We start from the raw sequence: 20,820 nt of genomic DNA, 5'->3' as shown, positions 1-20,820 counted from the left end.
GAATAGTTTTAAGAATATTTTTAGGAGTGATAAATTGAAATTACCTAAATTAGAGATTGCTGATTTGAAAGTTAAAATTCCTGTTATTCAAGGAGGAATGGCGATTAGAGTTTCAATGGCAGAATTGGCTGCTGCTGTTGCCAATGAAGGTGGTATTGGAGTTATTGGAGCCTCTGTGATGAGCCCTCAAGAATTAAAAGCTGAAATTAAAAAAGCTAGAAGTTTAAGTGATGGTATAATTGGAGTAAATATTATGTTTGCTGCTTCTGGTTTTAGTGAACTGTTGAAGGCTTCGGTCGAAGCTGGGATAGATTGTATAATTTCTGGAGCTGGTTTTTCTCGAGATATGTTTACAGTTGGTAAAAAATATAATACTCCAGTAATTCCTATAGTTTCCTCTTTGAAATTGGCACGAATTTCAGAAAAATTAGGAGCAGCTGCAGTAGTAGTTGAAGGTGGAAATGCTGGCGGTCACTTAGGAAGTAATGAACATAGTTTTGATTTAATCAAAAAAATTGTAACTAAAGTAAAAATTCCTGTTATTGGAGCTGGAGAAGCCGTTAATCCACCTGACATGGAAGCAATGTTTAAATTAGGTGTTGATGGAATACAAATGGGAACTAGATTTTTAGCGAGTAAAGAAGCATCTGTTTCAGAAAAATTTAAAGAATTATGTGTTAGTGCTTCTGGAGAAGATGTAATGAAAATAATGAGTTCAGTTGGGTATAAGGCAAATGCTATCAAAACTAGGTTTGCAGACCTAATTAAGGCTGGTCGAGCCCCTGCTCCAGCTAATTGTAATCAATGTTTAAAAAATTGTACTAAGAAATTTTGTATAAAAGATGCTTTAGTTAACGCTAAAGCAGGTAATTTAGAAACAGGAGTCTTTTTTACAGGAGCTGGAATTGGTAGGGTTAAAGAAATTTTATCCACTAAAGAAATTTTCCAGAGAATTAAAGAATATTTTAAAGCTTAAAAATTAATTTGACATTTTGCTGCAGTTTATTTTAATATATAACTGCAGCTTTTAATTTTACTTTAGTTTATTTTAAATTATAGTTAGTTATAAATATAAATTATAAGGGAGCAAAAAAATGATTTTAACAATGGATATTGGTAATACTAATACAGTATTAGGTTTATATCAAGGGGAAGAGTTAAAAACTCACTGGAGAATTGCTACTGATAGAAATAAAACTCCAGATGAATATGGAATGCTTTTTAAAAATTTATTTCAATCAGAAAACATAAGTAATCAAGCAGTTAATTCAATTATTATTTCTAGTGTTGTACCACCAATTTTGAGGATTTTAAAGAAAACTGCTTACCGTTATTTTGATGTTAATCCTTTGGTAATTGGCCCAGGAATTAAGACTGGAATGAATATTAAAACAGACAATCCCAAAGAAGTTGGAGCTGATAGAATAGTAAATGCAGTTGCTGCTGGTCACCTTTATGATGGCCCACTAATAATTGTAGATTTTGGAACAGCTACAACTTTTTGTGCTGTTTCAAGAAAAAAAGAATATCTTGGTGGCTCAATAGCACCTGGAATTGGAATTTCTGCAGAAGCATTATTTAGACAGTCAGCTAAATTGCCCAGGATTGAATTAATTGAGCCTGGAAAGGCCATTGGAAAAAACACTATTGATGGTATGAAAGCTGGAATAGTTTATGGTTTTGTTGGTCAAGTTGAATATTTAATTAAAAGGTTAAAGAGTGAGTTATCAGAAGAAGCAACTGTAATTGCAACAGGTGGTTTAGTTAGTCTAATTGCTGCTGAAACTGATTTAATTGACTATGTTGAACCCTTTTTAACTTTAAAAGGTTTAAAATATATTGCTAATGTAAATGGAGTGGTTTCTTAAATGGAATTTAATGATTTAAAGGTAGAAACACCTGTTTTTTTAGCTCCAATGGCTGGAGTAAGTGATTATCCGTATCGCCAGTTGATTAGAGAAATGGGAGTAGAACTTCTTTATACAGAAATGGTTAGTGCTAAAGGTTATGAGTATGGTAATCGAAGAACTTCTGAATTAATAACTTTTAGTGAAAAGCCACAAGCTAAAATTGCTGTTCAGATTTTTGGTGAAGACCCTAAATTTATGGCTCAAGCTGCAGCTGGTATTGTGGAAGAATATGGTGCTGATCTGATAGATATTAATATGGGTTGTCCTGCAAGAAAAATTGTAAAAAATGGAGCAGGATCTGCTTTAATGAAAAACTTAAACCTTGCAGCTGAAGTTATAGAAGCTGTAGTTGATTCAGCTAAGGTGCCCGTAACAGTAAAAATGAGAAGTGGTTGGGATCAAAAAAATATTAATGCTGTAGAATTAGCAAAAGTTGCAGCAGAAGCTGGAGCAGCTGCAGTAGCTGTTCATGGTAGAACAAGAAATCAGTTTTATAAAGGTGAGGCAGATTGGGAGATAATTAAAGCTGTTGTAGCGGCAGTTGAGATTCCAGTGATTGGAAATGGAGATATTTTTTCAGCAGCTGCAGCTAAAGCGATTTTTGAACAAACAAAGTGTCAAGGAATAATGATTGGAAGAGCAGCCCAAGGTTATCCCTGGATTTTTAAAGAGGTTATTCAATATTTGAAAACTGGCAAAATAATTGACTCTCCTGCTGCTTATCAAAAAATTGAAATGGCTATTAGACATTTAAAATTAGCTGTTAATTATTATGGCGAAAGACATGGTGTTCCTATTATGCGAAAACATATTTCTTGGTATTTAAAGGGTTTGGCTAATGCTAGTGAAATGAAAAACAAAGTTAATCAGTTAACTAAGGCTGATGAGCTAATTGAATTGTTACAAAAGTATCAAAAAAACTTAAGAAATTAAGGTGTAGCTTAAAAAGTCTTGCTTGACAAAAAAACTAAAGTTCTTTATAATATTAATAATTGTAGCTTTATATTATTGTTAGGAAATATAATCTAACTTATTTTATTTTGGGCCTGATTGTGCTGGCCCATTTGATAATTTTATAGATATTAGATAATTTAGATAATTTAAAAATATTAATTTAGAAAGCAGAGGTAGATAATTATGGCAGATCAGGTAATGCTGACTGAAGAAGGATTTGAAAAATTAGAGCAAGAACTAGAATATTTGGAAACTGAAAAAAGGCGTGAAGTAGCAAAAAGAATTAAAGTTGCAAGAGAATTTGGAGATATTAGTGAGAACTCAGAATATGATGATGCTAAAAATGAGCAAGCTTTTGTTGAAGGTAGAATTCAAGAGATTAAAAATATGTTGAGTGATGCTCATGTAGTAAAAGATGATGAAGTAACTGATAAAAAAGTTAATTTAGGTACAACTGTTATGTTAAATGATCTTGATAATGATGAGCAAATCAGCTATACTTTAGTTGGTTCTGCAGAAGCAGACCCTTTAAATTATAAAATTTCTAATGAATCACCGATTGGAAAAGCAATTTTAGGCCATGCAATTGGAGATCAAGTTAAAGTTGATACTCCAGGTGGAGAAGTTAACTATGAAATTATATCAATCAAAAAGGTTAAAAAATAATTTAATAACTTTAATTGAGTAGTCACTAATTGTATATTTAAAGAATGATTATAATCAAATAAGGAGTTGGATATTTATATGAGTGATAATATACTCGAAGATATGAATGAATTAATGATCCAAAGAAGAGACAAGCTATCTGAACTAAGAAAAGAAAAAGAAAATGCTTTTGCTGAAAAATATAAAGTAACTCATCATGCTGCAGAAGTAGAAAGCAATTTTGCAGAATTAGAAGAAAAAGAAGTTAGACTAGCTGGAAGATTAATGGCTATTCGTACTCATGGGAAGGCAAGTTTTGCTGATTTAGTTGATATGAGTGGAAAAGTACAATTATATGTTAAGCAAAATAATATTGGTGAAGATCGCTATGAATTTTTTCAAGATTTGGATCTGGGAGATGTCGTAGGTATTACTGGTACCGTATTTAAAACCAATAGAGGTCAAATTTCAATTAGAGTAGCTTCTTTTGAGCTTTTAACTAAATCATTAAGACCTTTACCTGAAAAATTTCATGGTTTAAAGGATAAAGATATTCGTTATCGCCAAAGATATTTAGATTTAATAGTGAACCCAGATGTAAAAGAAACTTTTGTAATTAGAAGTAAGATTATTAAAGAAATGAGAAGATATTTAGAAGATAAAGGATTTTTAGAAGTAGAAACTCCTATGATGCATCCAATTGCAGGTGGAGCAACTGCTCGTCCTTTTGTTACTCATCATAATGCTTTAGATATGGATTTATATCTAAGGATTGCCCCAGAACTATATCTCAAGAAATTAATTGTTGGAGGTTTTGAAAAAGTATTTGAAATTAATAGAAACTTCCGTAATGAGGGGATGTCTTATAAACATAATCCAGAATTTACAACGATGGAGCTTTACCAAGCTCAAGCTGATTACCATGATATGATGGAATTAACTGAAAACCTAATTAGCTATTTAGCTGCTGAAGTTTTAGATACTCAAGTAGTAGAATATGAAGAGACTGAAATTGATTTTACTGCTCCTTGGGATAGAATTACTATGGTAGATGCCATTAAAAAATATGCAAAAGTTGATTTTTCAGCAATAGAATCAGCTGAAGAAGCATATGAACTTGCAGCTTCTGTAGGGGTAAAACCAGAACCAGGTCTTTCTTATGGTGAAGTTATTAATGAGGTTTTTGAAGAGAGAGTTGAAGAAAAATTAATTCAGCCTACTTTTATTATGGACTATCCCATTGAAGTTTCTCCATTAGCAAAGAAAATGGATGAAGACCCTCGTTTTACTTATAGGTTTGAAGCTTTTGTTTATGGAAGAGAGATTGCAAATGCATTTAGTGAGTTAAATGATCCAGAAGAACAAAAACGAAGATTTGAAAAACAAGTTGAAATGCGTGAAGCTGGTGATGAAGAAGCTCAGATGATGGATTATGATTTCATTCGAGCTTTAGAATATGGTATGCCACCTACAGGTGGATTAGGGATTGGGATTGATAGATTAATTATGTTTTTAACTAATTCAAGTTCAATTAGAGATGTAATTCTTTTTCCAACTATGAGACCAGAAAGTAATGAATAGATATTAAAAATTCAAAAATATAGCTAAGAGTAAAATCTTGGTTATATTTTTGATTTTATTTATTTTAATTTTCAGTTTTTAAAAAGATCGATTTAACTTGAATATATTATGATTAAGGGAGATGTTTTAATGTTTAGTCAATTGACAATTAAAACTAATAAAAAAATAGATTTTGTTGATTTAACTGCTGAAATCAAAAAAAAGATTAGCGATTCAAAAATTAAGTCTGGTTTAATTCAAATAAATATCCCTCATACTACTGCAGCAGTAACTATTAATGAAAATGCAGATCCAGATGTCAAAGAGGATATAAAAAAAGAAATTAATAAATTGATTCCATTTCAAGATGATTATCAACATTTAGAAGGTAATTCTGCTGCACATATTAAATCTAGTTTATTTGGCAATGATCAAAGTATTATTTTTGAAGATGGAAAATTAAAATTAGGGACTTGGCAGGGGATTTATTTTTGTGAATTTGATGGTCCAAGAAAAAGACTAGTTAATTTAAAAATTATTAAAGCTTAATTTGTCTTAAATTGCTTGACAAATAATAAATTTAATGCTATCATATTAAAAGTCGAAGCAAAAGAGATTTAAAAATTATTTGTTTTAATATTATTATCTTAAAAAGTTCTTGACAAACTAAAAAGAACTTGATATGATAATAGATGTCGCACAAATAATCTCTAGTTTTTAAAGTTTAGTTTTAGAGATTTGAAGAACTTCATTTTTTAAAGCTTAAAAATTTCTCTTCTTTATATATAAGGGAAATAACGCAAGTTAAAAGTTTTAAAAAATAAAGAAAATCTTTTTTAAAGTTTTTCTAAAAAGTTCTTGACAAATTGAGTGTGAGTTGATACAATATTAATTGTCGCTGATAAAAAACGCAGCGAATTATAAAAACAAATTACTTCTACATACTGCTTTTAATAAGTAAGTGTAAATTTAAAATTTGTTTTAATAAAAGAGTTTTATGCGAAGGGGTCAATCCCCTAGCAAGGCATCATCCTTTTGTTCTACAAAAGAAGATGCAGGTGACGCACTCGATGTGCTAACGCAAAATCGACAATGCGTCATAAAAAGAAGATTTTGTGAACCTTGAAAATTAAACAGCAAGCCAACGTTAATATACTTTGAGTGTTAAAACTTAAAAGTAATTATTATAGTTTAAAGCTTATATTAAATAATATGAGCCAAATTCAAATTCTTTTTATGGAGAGTTTGATCCTGGCTCAGGACGAACGCTGGCGGCGTGCTTAACACATGCAAGTCGAACGGTCTACCTCGACTGATACCTTCGGGTTGAAGACGAGATCTAGATAGTGGCGGACGGGTGAGTAACACGTGAATAATCTGTCCTCAAGTCTGGGATAACCTGGCGAAAGTCGGGCTAATCCGAGGTAAGCTGAGAGTGTGGCATCACACAATCAGAAAAGGTGGCTCTGCCATCGTTTGAGGAGGAGTTCGCGGTAGATTAGCTAGCTGGTGAGGTAATGGCTCACCAGGGCAACAATCTATAGCTGGTCTGAGAGGACGATCAGTCACACTGGAACTGAGACACGGTCCAGACTCCTACGGGAGGCAGCAGTGGGGAATCTTCCACAATGGGCGAAAGCCTGATGGAGCAACGCCGCGTGAGTGAAGAAGGTCTTAGGATTGTAAAGCTCTGTCCTTAGGGAAGAACCGTGGGTATAGTAAATGCTACCCACCTGACGGTACCTTTGGAGGAAGCACTGGCTAACTACGTGCCAGCAGCCGCGGTAATACGTAGAGTGCAAGCGTTGTCCGGAATTATTGGGCGTAAAGGGTACGCAGGCGGATAATCAAGTCAAGCGTGAAAGGTGTCGGCTTAACCGACAGACTGCGTTTGAAACTGGTTATCTTGAGTGTAACAGAGGAGAGTGGAATTCCTAGTGTAGTGGTGAAATACGTAGATATTAGGAAGAACACCAGTGGCGAAGGCGACTCTCTGGGTTAACACTGACGCTGAGGTACGAAAGCTGGGGGAGCGAACGGGATTAGATACCCCGGTAGTCCCAGCCGTAAACGATGGATACTAGGTGTTGGAGGTTCGAATCCTTCAGTGCCGGAGTTAACGCATTAAGTATCCCGCCTGGGGATTACGATCGCAAGATTGAAACTCAAAGGAATTGACGGGGGCCCGCACAAGCGGTGGAGCATGTGGTTTAATTCGAAGCAACGCGAAGAACCTTACCGAGAATTGACATCCCGTGACCATCTATGAGAGTAGAATTTAGCACTTTGTGCTACACGGAGACAGGTGGTGCATGGCTGTCGTCAGCTCGTGTCGTGAGATGTTGGGTTAAGTCCCGCAACGAGCGCAACCCCTATTCTTAGTTGCCAGCGAGTAATGTCGGGGACTCTAAGAAGACTGCCGGTGAAAGTCGGAGGAAGGTGGGGATGACGTCAAGTCCTCATGCCCTTTATATCTCGGGCTACACACGTGCTACAATGGTTGATACAGAGGGGAGCTAAGCTGCGAAGTGGAGCAAATCCTTGAAAATCAATCCCAGTTCGGATTGCAGGCTGCAACTCGCCTGTATGAAGTTGGAATCGCTAGTAATCGCAGGTCAGCATACTGCGGTGAATACGTTCCCGGGCCTTGTACACACCGCCCGTCACACCAATCGAGTTGGGTGCACCAGAAGTCATCTGCGGATGCCAAAGGTGTGCCCGGCAAGAGGGGTGAAGTCGTAACAAGGTAGCCGTACCGGAAGGTGCGGCTGGATCACCTCCTTTCTAAGGAGAGAACGTGAGCCTGCTGTTTAATTTTGAAGGTTTAATTAACTTTAGTTTAACTTTTTTGTAAAAAAGAAGTTATACTAGAGTAATGAAATCTTTTATAAATAATATATAATAGTTAATCTAAATGAAGAGCTTTAATGAGGCTTCATTATTATTAACTTAACTAAACACTCTTTGATACACAAAAATGATTGTTTAGTATTAGGCCATTGAGGCCGTCAAAACTGTACATTGAAAAATGCATATAGGAAATAGATTGATTAAGCTAGAAAGAGCTTATGGTGGATGCCTTGGCATTCAGAGTTGATGAAGGACGCGACCGGCTGCGAAAAGCCGTGGGGAGCTGCTAAATAAGCGTAGATCCGCGGATATCCGAATGGGGAAACCCACCAGTGTGGAGCACTGGTATTATATAGTGAAATAAGTAGCTATATAAGAACAAGCAGGAGAACTGAAACATCTTAGTACCCTGAGGAAAAGAAATCAAAACGAGATTCCCTTAGTAGCGGCGAGCGAAAGGGGAAGAGTCCAAACACTAAAGTGTAAGTCTGTAGACGTTGCTTTAAGTGGGTGTAGGATAGACTGTCTAAAAACTACAGTTTTTAGCTAACTTAAATTTTTTACCGAGTCGAATAAGCTGGGAAGCTAAACCAAAGAAGGTAATAGTCCTGTAGACGTAAGGTAAAAGAAGTTAGAGAATTATCCAGAGTATCACGAGACACGAGAAACCTTGTGAGAATATGGGAGGACCACCTTCCAAGACTAAATACTCCTGAATGACCGATAGTGAACAAGTACCGTGAGGGAAAGGTGAAAAGAACCCCGGAAGGGGAGTGAAATAGAAACTGAAACCATAAGCTTACAACAAGTAGGAGGGCTATTTAAAAGCCTGACTGCGTACTTTTGTATCACGGACCGGCGAGTTACCAATCGTAGCGAAAGGTTAAGTCATAGAGATGAAGCCAGAGCGAAAGCGAGTCTGATAAGGGCGGAAGTTATGATTGGTAGACCCGAAACCGAGTGATCTATCCATGACCAGGGTGAAGCGAGTGTAAGAGCTTGTGGAGGCCCGAACCCACTTATGTTGAAAAATGAGGGGATGAGTTGTGGATAGGGGTGAAAGGCCAATCGAACTCGGAGATAGCTGGTTCTCCTCGAAATAGCTTTAGGGCTAGCCTCGATGTAAAAGTTAAATGGTTGTAGAGCACTGATTGGACAAGGGGCCCAACAAGGTTACCAAATCCATTCAAACTCCGAATGCCGTTTAATGTTCATCGGGAGTCAGACTATGTGGGATAAGCTTCATAGTCAAAAGGGAAACAGCCCAGACCACCAGATAAGGTCCCAAAGTATATGCTAAGTGGAAAAGGAAGTGAGATCGCACAGACAACCAGGATGTTGGCTTAGAAGCAGCCACTCATTTAAAGAGTGCGTAATAGCTCACTGGTTAAGCGGTTTTGCGCCGAAAATGTAACGGGGCTAAAGCATATCACCGAAGCTGTGGATTTATGGTTATATTTATATAATTGTAAGTGGTAGAGGAGCATTGTGTACGGAACGAAGCTGTACCGTAAGGAGCAGTGGACTGTACAGAAGAGAGAATGCCGGTATGAGTAACGAAAAAGGAGTGAGAATCTCCTTCGCCGAAAGTCTAAGGATTCCTGGGGAAGGCTCGTCCTCCCAGGGTTAGTCGGGACCTAAGCCGAGGCCGAAAGGCGTAGGTGATGGAAAATCTGTAAAGATTCAGATACCACTATAAATTGTTTGAGTGAAGTGGGGACGCGGCAAAGAGAGTGGAGCGTGTGACTGGAAGAACACGTATAAGCTATAGAGTCAGGGTAAGGAGGCAAATCCCTTTACCCGCTAATGACTTTTAGTGATGTGGAGCCAATAGAGGTGAAGCCACTTAATGAGTCGCCAAGAAAAACCACTAATGAGATTTATAGTGCCCGTACCGCAAACCGACACAGGTAGACGGGAAGAGAATTCTAAGGCGCGCGAGAGAACCCTTGTTAAGGAACTCGGCAAAATGACCCCGTAACTTCGGGAGAAGGGGTACCCATTAGCATTAGCTAGTGGGTCGCAGTGAAAAGATCCAAGCGACTGTTTATCAAAAACACAGGTCTCTGCTAAGTCGTAAGACGAAGTATAGGGGCTGACGCCTGCCCGGTGCTGGAAGGTCAAGGAGAAGGCTTAGTGCTTGCCACGAAGGTCTGAACCTAAGCCCCAGTAAACGGCGGCCGTAACTATAACGGTCCTAAGGTAGCGAAATTCCTTGTCGGGTAAGTTCCGACCTGCACGAATGGCGTAACGACTTGGATGCTGTCTCAACAAGGGACTCGGTGAAATTAAATTGCCTGTGAAGATGCAGGCTACCTGCGACAGGACGGAAAGACCCCGTGGAGCTTTACTGCAGCCTGATATTGGGTTTTGATGTAGAATGTACAGGATAGGTGGGAGACTTTGAAGCTGGCATGCCAATGTCAGTGGAGTCGCTGGTGGGATACCACCCTTTCTACAGCGGAATTCTAACTGGAGGCCATAAACTGGTCACAGGACATTGTCAGGCGGGCAGTTTGACTGGGGCGGTCGCCTCCCAAACAGTAACGGAGGCGCTCAAAGGTTCCCTCAGTGCGGATGGAAATCGCACGAAGAGTGTAAAGGCATAAGGGAGCTTAACTGCAAGACAGACAAGTCGAGCAGGTACGAAAGTAGGACTTAGTGATCCGGCGGTATAGTGTGGAATTGCCGTCGCTCAACGGATAAAAGTTACCCCGGGGATAACAGGCTTATCTCCCCCAAGAGTTCACATCGACGGGGAGGTTTGGCACCTCGATGTCGGCTCATCGCATCCTGGAGCTGAAGCAGGTTCCAAGGGTTTGGCTGTTCGCCAATTAAAGCGGTACGCGAGCTGGGTTCAGAACGTCGTGAGACAGTTCGGTCCCTATCCGTCGCAGGCGGAAGATACTTGAGAAGAGCTGTCCCCAGTACGAGAGGACCGGGATGGACACACCGATGGTGAATCAGTTGTTCCACCAGGAGCATAGCTGAGTAGCTAAGTGTGGAAAAGATAAGCGCTGAAAGCATCTAAGCGTGAAACAGACTTCAAGATTAGGTATCTCACTTCGTTAAGAAGTTAAGATCCCTTAAAGATGATAAGGTAGATAGGCCAGAGGTGTAAGTGTAGTAATACATTGAGCTAACTGGTACTAATAGATCGAGGGCTTAATCATTATTTCCTATATGTGTTTTTGATTGTATAGTTTATACAATATGACATTTTAATAGCTTTCCGGTGGTAATAGCGGAGGGGCAACACTTGTTCCCATCTCGAACACAAAAGTTAAGTCCTCCTGCGCCTATGGTACTGCATTGGTAACGATGTGGGAGAGTAGGTCGCTGCCGGTCCTTTTTTAAATACTCCCCGATAGCTCAGTTGGTAGAGCAGATGACTGTTAATCATCTTGTCGCAAGTTCGAGTCTTGCTCGGGGAGCCATTTTTTTGATGACCTTAAATAAGGTCTTTTTTTATTATAAAAATTAAATTTTTAATAAAAAATATAGTTTTGTAAAGCAGCTACTTAATTGTAGCTGCTTTTTTTGTATTATAATTACTTGCATTTTTATATAAATATAGTATCATGTAATTGAAGGTCAAAATAAGTCAAAGTTAGGAGGAGGAGAATATGTCAAGTTTATCTGATCAAATTGAAAAATATTTGAGTAAAAAAATTTCTGAATATCAGGGCAAAGTTAAAATTAAAAGAAATCAATTAGCTGAGAATTTTGATTGTGCTCCTTCCCAAATAAATTATGTACTTAATACAAGATTTACAGTAGAAAAAGGATATGTTGTTGAAAGTCAGCGTGGTGGTGGTGGTTTTATTAAAATTATTAAAGTAACTTTAAATTCAGAAACTGAGGTTATTCAAAAAGTTATTAATAAATTAGATAATGCAATTAACCAGCGTGAAGCTAAAGGAATTATAAAAAGATTATATGAAAACTCATTAATTTCAAAAAGAGAATTCCATTTAATGAAAAGAGCAGTTGATCGAAATGTTTTAGAAACTTCTCTACCAGAAAGAGATTATTTAAGAGGGAGAATATTAAAAAATATGTTGGAAGTTATTTTTAAAGTTAATTAAAAATCAATTTTTATAAATTAAATTTTTTAGAATATATCAAATAAGGGGTGGCAGTAATGTTTGCAAAGTTTACAGAAAGAGCAAGAAAAGTTTTAAGTATTGCTGAGCAGGAAGCTTTAAAATTGAAACATAGTTATGTTGGTACTGAGCATATTTTATATGGTTTAGTGGCAGAAGGACAAGCAATAGCTGCTCGGTCATTAATAGATAATGGTCTAAAAGAAGAAATTGTAGAAAGTAAAATAATAGAAATGATTGGTGAAGGAGAGGATGAAGTAGAAGGTTCTATTGGTCTCACACCTCGCAGTAAAAAAGTTTTGAATTTAGCAATGGATGAGGCTCGAAAAATGGGTCATAATTATATAGGGACGGAGCACCTTTTATTAGGGTTAATTCGAGAAGGAGAAGGTGTTGCAGTTAGAATTCTAATGGACTTAGATACTGATATAAGTAATATTAAAGAAGAAATTATAGATCTACTTGGTGGGAAAATTAATAGAAGAAGAAAAAGCAAAAAAATAAATAATAATACTAAAAATTTAGATGAATATAGTCGTGATTTAACTGAAATGGCAAAAGAAAACAAATTAGATCCAGTTGTTGGTCGGGATGAGGAAATTAATAGAGTTATTCAAGTTTTAAGTAGACGAACTAAAAATAATCCAGTTTTAATTGGAGAGCCTGGTGTTGGTAAGACAGCTATTATTGAGGGACTAGCTCAGCGTATAATTAGTGAAAGTGTACCTGAACTTTTATTAAATAAAAGAGTTGTTTCTTTAGATTTGAGCTCGCTAGTAGCAGGTTCTAAATATAGAGGTGAGTTTGAAAAACGTTTAAAATCAGTAATGAATGAAATTATTGAAAATGGAAATATTATTTTGTTTATTGATGAAATGCATACTTTAGTGGGAGCAGGAGCAGCCGAAGGTGCAATTGATGCGGCAAATATTTTGAAGCCTGCTTTAGCTAGAGGAGAATTACAAGCAATAGGAGCAACTACTTTAGATGAATATCGTAAATATATCGAAAAAGATGCAGCTTTAGAAAGAAGGTTTCAATCTGTTCTAGTTGAAGAAAATTCAATTGAAGAAGCAATTGATATTCTTAAAGGTTTAAGAGATCCTTATGAAGCTCATCATAAGGTTAAAATTACTGATCAAGCAATTAAAGATGCAGTTTTATTATCAAATCGCTATATTTCAGACAGATTTTTACCTGATAAAGCAATTGATTTAATTGATGAAGCAGCATCTAAAGTCCGCTTAAGTAAAAGCACTAGACCTCCAGAATTTAAACAGTTAAGAAAAAAACTAGAAGAAGTTGAAAAAGAAAAAGAAGCAGCAATAAAAAATCAAGAATTTGAAAAAGCTGCTAGGATGAGAGATCAAGAAAAAGAATTTAGTCAAGAATTAGAAGAATTAAAAAATAGCTGGGAAAATGAAAAAGGGAAAGCAGATGCAGTTGTTATTAGTGAAGATATAGCTGAAATAGTTTCTAGTTGGACTGGTATTCCAGTGACTAAATTAGAAGAAGCAGAAACTGAAAAATTATTAAGATTAGAATCTGAGTTACATGAGCGAGTAATTGGTCAAGATGAAGCAATAAATGCTGTCTCTGAGGCTGTACGTAGAGCTAGAGCTGGTTTAAAAGCCCCTAAGCGACCAATAGGCTCTTTTATTTTCTTAGGACCTACAGGTGTTGGAAAAACTGAGTTAGCTAAAACTTTAGCTGAAACAATGTTTAATGATGAAGAAGCAATGATTAGAGTTGATATGTCAGAATATATGGAAAAACATTCAGTCTCTAGACTTGTAGGCTCTCCTCCAGGTTATGTTGGTCATGATGAGGGAGGACAATTGACTGAACCTGTTCGGAGAAGACCTTATTCGGTTATTTTATTTGATGAAATAGAAAAGGCTCATCCTGATGTTTTTAATATTTTACTGCAAATTCTAGAAGATGGAGTTTTAACAGATAGTCATGGACGTAAAGTAGATTTTAAAAATACAATTGTGGTGATGACATCTAATGTGGGTGCGGACTTTATAGAAAAACAATCACAATTAGGTTTTAAAGCAGAAAATGATGAAAAAGATAATTATGAAAATATGAAAGATAATGTAATGTCTAAGCTCAGAAAAACATTTAAACCAGAATTTTTGAATAGATTAGATGAAACAATTGTTTTTCATGCTTTAAATCAAGAGCATATCAAAAAAATTGTAGATTTAATGTTGGATGAACTTAAAGAAAGATTGGCTGAAAAAGAGATTGAATTAGAAATGACTGAAAAAGCTAAAGAAAAATTAGCAGAAGATGGATATGATTCAGAATTTGGTGCTCGCCCCTTAAGAAGAGAAATTCAGCGTCAAATTGAAAATACTTTAGCAGTTAAGATTTTAGATAAAGAATTTGAAAATAATAAAAAAGTTACTATAGATGTTGTTGAAAATGAATTTGATTTTATAGTTAGCTAAGCTTTGTTATCAGCTGAAGGCTTCTTGTAAAATGATGTAAAAAATGATATAATTAAAGCTAAATAAGAGTAAAATTTACAAGTAGGAGCTATTAACAATGGCAAAAGCGAAAAAATATTACTTATGTCAAGAATGCGGATCTAAATCAGTTAATTGGATGGGAAAATGTCCTAATTGTGGTTCCTGGGATAGTTTGGAAGAAATTATTGAAGATAATTCAAATACTAATAAAAATAAATATGATTTAAGAAGAGAGGAGAAAGAACCACAGCCAATCACAAAGGTTTCTTCGGTGAAGAGACAGCGTTATCAAACAAATATAACTGAACTTGACCGAGTGCTTGGTGGTGGGGTTGTTTCTGGCTCTTTAATTTTAATTGGTGGAGCCCCTGGTATCGGTAAATCAACATTGATACTTCAGGTGGCTTCTCTTTTTAGTCAAAAATATGGAAAAACTCTTTATCTTTCTGGTGAAGAATCTGCTTCCCAACTTAAAATGAGAGCAGAAAGACTTGATTGTATGGAAGAAAATTTAAATATTTTAGATGAACGAGATTATATGGTTTTAGAAAATCATATAGCTCAAAATAAGGATTATGCTTTAATAGTAGTAGATTCTATTCAAACTGTTCATATTCCCGAAATTGATGCAGCTCCTGGTAATTTAACTCAAATAAAAGAGGTTACAAATAGATTAGTTAAATTAGCTAAAACAACAGGTATTCCAGTTGTTTTAATTGGACATGTAACTAAAGAAGGTGAGTTAGCAGGACCAAGAGTTTTAGAGCATTTAGTTGATACAGTTTTACAGTTTGAAGGTGATAATTACCATATGTATAGGATGTTGAGGGCTAAAAAGAATCGTTTTGGTTCTACAAATGAAATTGGTGTTTTTGAAATGAAGAAAAATGGTATTAAAGAGGTGGCTAATCCTTCTAGTTTCTTTATTAATGAACGTTCTGCAGATGTTTCTGGTTCAATTATTACTCCAGTTTTAGAAGGAAGTAGAGTACTGTTGGTAGAAGTTCAATCTTTGGTAACTGATGCAGCCTTTCCTTCTCCTCAAAGACTAGCAAAAGGTGTTGATTACAAAAGATTATCTTTACTTTTAGCTGTTTTAGAAAAACGTTTAGGAGCAAACTTTAAAGAACATGATGTTAACCTAAATATTACAGGTGGAATTGATGTCGAAGAACCAGGTCTTGATCTGGCAATTATAGCTGCTGTAGTATCTAGCTATAAAGATAAACCTCTGGCTAATGATTTAGCTGTTATTGGTGAAGTTGGTCTTGGTGGTGAAGTTAGAGCTGTTGGGCAGATTGAAAAAAGAATTAATGAATTAAAAAAATTATCATTTAAAAAAGTTATTATTCCAGCAGCAAATGCTAATAATTTAGCTTTTGATCCTGAACTTAAGATTGACGCAGTTAAAGATATAGCTGAGTTTGTTAAAATTATTTTATAATAGTTAATTAAGCTTATGAAAAGAGGTGAACTAATGGAAGAAATTGATGGAAAATTACTAGAAATTCTTAAAATTTTAGCTCCAGGAACTGTGTTTAGAAATGGTTTAGAAAATATTTTAAGAGCACAAACTGGTGGTTTAATAGTGGTTAGTGATAAAAAAGAAGTATTAGATTTAGTTAATGATGGTTTTCAAATTAATAGTCCTATCTCACCTGCCAGGTTATATGAATTAGCTAAAATGGATGGGGCGATTGTTTTAGATCAAGATGCAAAAAACATTTTATTTGCTAATGCACAATTAATACCTGATCCTACGGTTAAATCTTCTGAAACAGGGACTAGACATAAGACTGCAGAGAGAGTAGCACGTCAAACTGGAGAATTAGTAATTGCAATTTCACAAAGACGTTCAATTATTACTATTTATAAAAGCGACTCAAAACATATTCTAGAAGATATTAGAGTAGTTTTAGTTAAAGCTAATCAGGCTATTCAAACTTTAGAAAAGTATCGTTCTGTTTTTGATCAAGCTTTAACAAATTTAGGGGCTTTAGAGTTTGAAGATTTAGTAACTTTATCAGATGTAGTTACAGTTATTCAAAGAACAGAAATGGTTTTGAAAATTCAAAGAGAAATTGAAAAGTATATTTCTGAGTTAGGATCTGAAGGTAGATTAATTAAAATGCAATTAGAAGAACTAGTAAACAATGTTAAAAAAGAAGGAATTCTTTTAATTGAAGATTATATATCAGAAGAGTTAGAAGAAGATACTTCTGATCCAGAAGAAGTATTAGAAAACTTAACTGATTGGTCTTCAGATGAAATTTTAACTTTAAATACTATTAGTAAAGCCTTAGGTTATAGTGGTAGTGTTAATGCTTTAGAAGAAACAGTATCTCCTCGTGGTTATCGAATAATGAGGAAAATACCCCGTTTGCCAATGCCAGTTATAGAAAATTTAGTTGAACACTTTGAAAATTTACAGGCAATTATTAGGGCTTCAGTTGATGACTTAGATGATGTTGATGGAATTGGGGAAGTAAGAGCTCAAGCTATTAAAGATGGGCTGCGAAGACTAAGAGATCAGGTTTTGCTTGATCGACATATCTAAATTTATTAATTACTTAAACTAAAAAATGCTTAAATTGACTGCTGCTTTGCTAAATGATATAATTATAAGGTGGATTTTTATTGCTTTCATAAAAGAGGAGTGGATAAGATGTATAAAATTGGAGACAAAGTCGTTTATCCAAATCATGGTGCAGGAACTATTGTCGGTATTGACACTAAGACTATTTTAGATGAAAAAAAAGAGTATTATATTATGAAGCTGCCAATTGGAGAAATGAAAGTTATGATTCCAGTTGATAAAATCGATAAAATTGGAATTCGAGATGTTATTTCAGAAGAAAAAGCAGATGAAGTTTTTGAATTATTAGATGGAGAAAAAAGTAAAATGTCTCAAAATTGGAATAGACGTTTTCGGGCTAATCAAGAAAAGCTAAAAACTGGTGATATATTCGAAGTAGCTGAGGTTGTTAGAAATTTAAGTATTAGAGATCGAGATAAGGGCCTTTCTACAGGAGAAAAAAAGATGTTAAGTAATGCTCGTCAGATTTTAATTAGTGAATTGGTTTTAGCTAAAGATATGGATGAAGAAAGTGTATCTGAAAAAATGGATGATTTATTTACACTTAGTGAAGAAGAAGTTGATTCCGAAAATTAATTTAAAGTTTTTGGAGGAGGTGAGTGAGTGCTAAAGAAAATAATGCGGTTTATTTTTGGGATTTTTGGCGGAGTTATTGCTTATCACCTAGTTGATATGTTTGGTTTTGCAAATGAATATAATTTCAGCTGGGGAAATGTTGGGGGATTCTTTTTTACCAAGCAATTTTATGCTGTGTTTTTAGGTGCCTTGTTGGGTTATTTTTTATTATTTTATTTGTTAGAAAAATTACTGAATTTTATTATGGATTTTGAACTTAAATTTAAAGAAATAAGCTGGAAAAAAATTTTAATAGCTGTAATTGGTCTTATAATTGGTCTTATAACTGGTGCTATTATAAATTTTATATTTTCTATCTCTAAAATACCTCGTTTTGGTTTACCTTTACAAATTTTCATTAATGTTACTTTTATTTATATTGGTTTTGCTCTTGCAGGTCATAAAGAAGCAGATTTACGTTCTTTTTTATTTGCTAAGAAAAAGAAAGAAAAGGAATGTCCAGAAAATAAAACAGGTAGTGATAAAATTTTAGATACCAGTGTTATTATTGATGGACGTATTTTTGATATTTGTAAAACTGGATTTATAGAAGGTAATTTTATTATTCCAGAATTTGTTTTAGAAGAACTACAGCATATTGCTGATTCTGCTGATGATTTAAAGAGAAATAGAGGCCGAAGAGGACTCGATATTCTAAGACAAATGCAAAATGATCCGAAAATAAAAGTCAAAATAATTAATCGTGACTTTGAAGAAATTTCAGAAGTAGATAGCAAATTAGTTAAATTAGCAAAACTTACTTCAGCTAAGGTTTTAACAAATGATTATAATTTAAATAAAGTGGCTGAGCTGCAGGGAGTAACTGTTTTAAATATTAATGAATTAGCTAATGCAGTTAAACCAGTAGTACTACCTGGAGAAGAAATGCAGGTTAAAGTAATAAAAGAAGGTAAAGAAGAAGGTCAGGGAGTTGCCTACTTAGACGATGGAACAATGATTGTAATTGAAAAAGGGGTTAAATACTTAGGAGATGATATTTCAGTACTTGTTACTAGTATTTTACAGACAGCTGCTGGGAGAATGATCTTTGCTCGTCCTAAAAATATTAGAGGGTGATCTAATGTCTAAAATAGGTGTTTTAATTGCAGCTGCTGGTCAAGGTAGCAGGATGAAAAGGAAAGTTAATAAACAATTTTTGAATATTTTAAAAAAACCAATTATCTATCATACCATAAAGAGTTTTTTAGATTGGGAAAGAGATTTTGAATTAAATATAGTTTTAGCAGCTACTGAAATAAATTATTTTAAAAAAAATATAATACCCCTGTTTTCTGATTTTGAAAATATGGAATTCAAATTAGTAGCTGGGGGAAAAAGCAGGCAGGAATCAGTTGGAAGAGGTTTAACTAGTTTTAGTAAAGAAATTGATTATGTTATAATTCATGATGGAGCTCGTCCAATGCTAAAAAAAGAATTGATTGAAAAAGTTTATCAAGCAGTAAAAAAGCATAATGCAGTTAGTTGTGGAGTTAAAGTTAAAGATACAATAAAAGTTGTTGAAGATTCTTTGGTTAATCAGACTTTAGATCGCAACAATTTAAGAGCTATTCAAACTCCACAGGCTTTTGAGCTGGAATTAATCAAAAAAGCACACAAAAATTATAATGGAAACAAAGCGCTTGATGATGCCACTTTGGTTGAAAAATTAGGAGAAAAAGTGTATATTGTTGAGGGAGATTATAATAATTTTAAAATTACAACCCCAGAAGATTTAAAACCGGCAGAAATTATTTTAAAGGAGTATGCTGATGTTTAAAGTTGGTTTTGGTTATGACAGTCATCGATTTAGTGAAAATAGAAAGCTTTTTTTAGGTGGAGTTGAAATTGAATCAAATTTTGGTTTAGCAGGTCATTCTGATGCTGATGTATTGCTTCATGCTCTGATGGATGCTTTATTAGGAGCAATTGGAAGTTGTGATATCGGTAGTCATTTTCCAGATGATGATCCTAAATACAAAGATATTAGTAGTTTAGAACTTTTAGCTGAAGTTAAAGCAGAAGTAGCTGCAAAAAGATTTATAATTAGTAATTGTGATTTAGTAGTTGTAGCTGAAAAACCAAAATTAAAACCCTATCGCAGTCAAATTGTTAACTCTATTGCAGAACATTTAGTTTTAAAAAATAATGATATAAATTTTAAAGCAACAACAAATGAAAAAATGGGTTTTGTTGGTCGCAAAGAAGGTATGGCAGCTTATGCTGTTGTAAGTGTAGTAGAGCAAAAACTTTGGCGCTTTTTTAAGAACTTGAAAGGGGAAGGGAGTATTAAATGATGTTAGTAAAAAATATAATGACAAATGATCCAATAACAATTTCTTTAAATGCAACAATTATGGAAGCAGAAAAAATACTTTCTATTAATAAAATTGGAAGATTATTAGTTGAAGAAGATGGTAAAGTTTTTGGAATGTTAACAGATGGTGATATAATTTCTGAGAGGGATTTAGAAGCACCTGTTAGTGATTTTATGTCTGATGACTTAATAACTATCAATGAAAATAGTACAGTCCAACAAGCAGCAAAAAAATTATCAGATAACCATATTGGTGGTTTACCTGTTTTTGATGATAAAAAGAGATTAGTAGGTATTGTTACTTCTGAAGATATAGTTTATGGATATCTAAAAGATGAAGAAGAAGAAATAGAAATGGAAAAAAAGACTATAACTCCTGAGAGTTCTGCTATTTATCTTTCTATGACTAGAAGTCGAGATTATGAAGAGTATTGGCTAAAAAAGATTGAGGGTTATGGTTATCGTGGAGCTATTACTCAAACTGGGGCTAGTGCAGAAAAATTACCGATCAAATTAAGAGAAAGTACTACAGTCGCTGCTATTGCAAGAGGAGTAATTAGTGAAAATTCTCGTGAAAAAATGGCAGTTTCTAATGCAGTTAAGGATGCTTATAGTCAATTAGCTCTTATTAATCCTGGCCTTGGTGGAGGATTTAAAATAGCTATTGTTAGAGGAGATGGTCATGTTTCTGTAGCCATTTTTGGTAAATTTGGTCATGCTTTGGTTGATGGCCCAGAACAATTAACAGTTGGTACTAGTGTAATATAGTTTTTAAATTTTAAATTTATTT

15 protein-coding genes, 1 tRNA gene and 3 rRNA genes are annotated in these 20,820 nt (G+C 34.7%); all 19 read left to right on the top strand.

Annotated features, from left to right (window positions below):
• Positions 1-34: 34 nt before the first annotated feature.
• The 19 genes from HPRAE_RS08800 to HPRAE_RS08710 all read left to right on the top strand — a co-directional run bounded on the left by HPRAE_RS08800 (position 35) and on the right by HPRAE_RS08710 (position 20,798).
• Positions 35-976, top strand: a complete 942-nt coding sequence (locus HPRAE_RS08800; protein WP_014553865.1) for an NAD(P)H-dependent flavin oxidoreductase — start codon at positions 35-37, stop codon at positions 974-976.
• Positions 977-1,094: 118 nt separating this feature from the next.
• Positions 1,095-1,868, top strand: a complete 774-nt coding sequence (locus HPRAE_RS08795) for a type III pantothenate kinase (protein ID WP_014553864.1) — start codon at positions 1,095-1,097, stop codon at positions 1,866-1,868.
• Positions 1,869-2,843 carry a tRNA dihydrouridine synthase DusB gene (gene dusB, locus HPRAE_RS08790; RefSeq protein ID WP_014553863.1) on the top strand — a complete coding sequence of 325 codons (975 nt, stop codon included), beginning with the start codon at positions 1,869-1,871 and terminating at the stop codon, positions 2,841-2,843.
• Positions 2,844-3,047: 204 nt separating this feature from the next.
• On the top strand, positions 3,048-3,530 hold the full coding sequence (greA, locus tag HPRAE_RS08785) for a transcription elongation factor GreA (RefSeq protein WP_014553862.1): 483 nt from the start codon (positions 3,048-3,050) through the stop codon (positions 3,528-3,530).
• Positions 3,531-3,608: 78 nt separating this feature from the next.
• Positions 3,609-5,090: a lysine--tRNA ligase gene (lysS, locus tag HPRAE_RS08780; RefSeq protein WP_014553861.1), complete on the top strand. Its 1,482-nt coding sequence runs from the start codon at positions 3,609-3,611 to the stop codon at positions 5,088-5,090.
• Positions 5,091-5,219: 129 nt separating this feature from the next.
• Positions 5,220-5,618 carry a secondary thiamine-phosphate synthase enzyme YjbQ gene (locus tag HPRAE_RS08775; RefSeq protein WP_014553860.1) on the top strand — a complete coding sequence of 133 codons (399 nt, stop codon included), beginning with the start codon at positions 5,220-5,222 and terminating at the stop codon, positions 5,616-5,618.
• Between the two features lie 684 nt (positions 5,619-6,302).
• Positions 6,303-7,853 (top strand): 16S ribosomal RNA (locus HPRAE_RS08770).
• A 264-nt stretch (positions 7,854-8,117) separates the two neighbouring features.
• Positions 8,118-11,092 (top strand): 23S ribosomal RNA (locus tag HPRAE_RS08765).
• Between the two features lie 58 nt (positions 11,093-11,150).
• A 5S ribosomal RNA gene (rrf, locus tag HPRAE_RS08760) occupies positions 11,151-11,267 on the top strand.
• Together the 16S, 23S and 5S rRNA genes with 1 tRNA gene alongside form the textbook arrangement of a ribosomal RNA operon.
• Positions 11,268-11,280: 13 nt before the next feature.
• Positions 11,281-11,356: transfer RNA gene (locus HPRAE_RS08755), tRNA-Asn, on the top strand.
• 189 nt (positions 11,357-11,545) lie between these two features.
• Positions 11,546-12,007, top strand: a complete 462-nt coding sequence (locus HPRAE_RS08750; RefSeq protein ID WP_014553859.1) for a CtsR family transcriptional regulator — start codon at positions 11,546-11,548, stop codon at positions 12,005-12,007.
• A gap of 56 nt (positions 12,008-12,063) precedes the next feature.
• A complete protein-coding gene (locus HPRAE_RS08745) occupies positions 12,064-14,484 on the top strand; it encodes an ATP-dependent Clp protease ATP-binding subunit (protein ID WP_014553858.1) in 2,421 nt (806 codons plus the stop codon).
• 97 nt (positions 14,485-14,581) lie between these two features.
• Positions 14,582-15,949 (top strand): DNA repair protein RadA, encoded by a 1,368-nt coding sequence (gene radA / locus HPRAE_RS08740; RefSeq protein WP_014553857.1) that lies wholly within the window; start codon positions 14,582-14,584, stop codon positions 15,947-15,949.
• A 33-nt stretch (positions 15,950-15,982) separates the two neighbouring features.
• A complete protein-coding gene (gene disA / locus HPRAE_RS08735) occupies positions 15,983-17,062 on the top strand; it encodes a DNA integrity scanning diadenylate cyclase DisA (protein ID WP_014553856.1) in 1,080 nt (359 codons plus the stop codon).
• Between the two features lie 108 nt (positions 17,063-17,170).
• Entirely contained in the window at positions 17,171-17,677 is a 507-nt protein-coding gene (locus HPRAE_RS08730) for a CarD family transcriptional regulator (RefSeq protein WP_014553855.1), read from the top strand.
• Between the two features lie 27 nt (positions 17,678-17,704).
• Positions 17,705-18,793, top strand: a complete 1,089-nt coding sequence (locus HPRAE_RS08725) for a PIN/TRAM domain-containing protein (protein ID WP_014553854.1) — start codon at positions 17,705-17,707, stop codon at positions 18,791-18,793.
• A 4-nt stretch (positions 18,794-18,797) separates the two neighbouring features.
• Entirely contained in the window at positions 18,798-19,493 is a 696-nt protein-coding gene (gene ispD, locus HPRAE_RS08720; RefSeq protein ID WP_014553853.1) for a 2-C-methyl-D-erythritol 4-phosphate cytidylyltransferase, read from the top strand.
• Positions 19,486-20,010, top strand: a complete 525-nt coding sequence (ispF, locus tag HPRAE_RS08715; RefSeq protein WP_014553852.1) for a 2-C-methyl-D-erythritol 2,4-cyclodiphosphate synthase — start codon at positions 19,486-19,488, stop codon at positions 20,008-20,010. Before ispD ends, ispF begins: the two co-directional genes overlap by 8 nt.
• Positions 20,007-20,798, top strand: coding sequence for a HutP family protein (locus HPRAE_RS08710; protein WP_014553851.1), 792 nt, complete (start codon positions 20,007-20,009; stop codon positions 20,796-20,798). Before ispF ends, HPRAE_RS08710 begins: the two co-directional genes overlap by 4 nt.
• The last annotated feature ends 22 nt before the right edge of the window (positions 20,799-20,820 follow it).

The sequence above is a fragment of the Halanaerobium praevalens DSM 2228 genome (assembly GCF_000165465.1).
Taxonomy (GTDB): Bacteria; Bacillota; Halanaerobiia; order Halanaerobiales; family Halanaerobiaceae; genus Halanaerobium; species Halanaerobium praevalens.
Note: the sequence above shows the minus strand (reverse complement) of the source record. Positions and strands in the feature narration are given on the sequence as shown.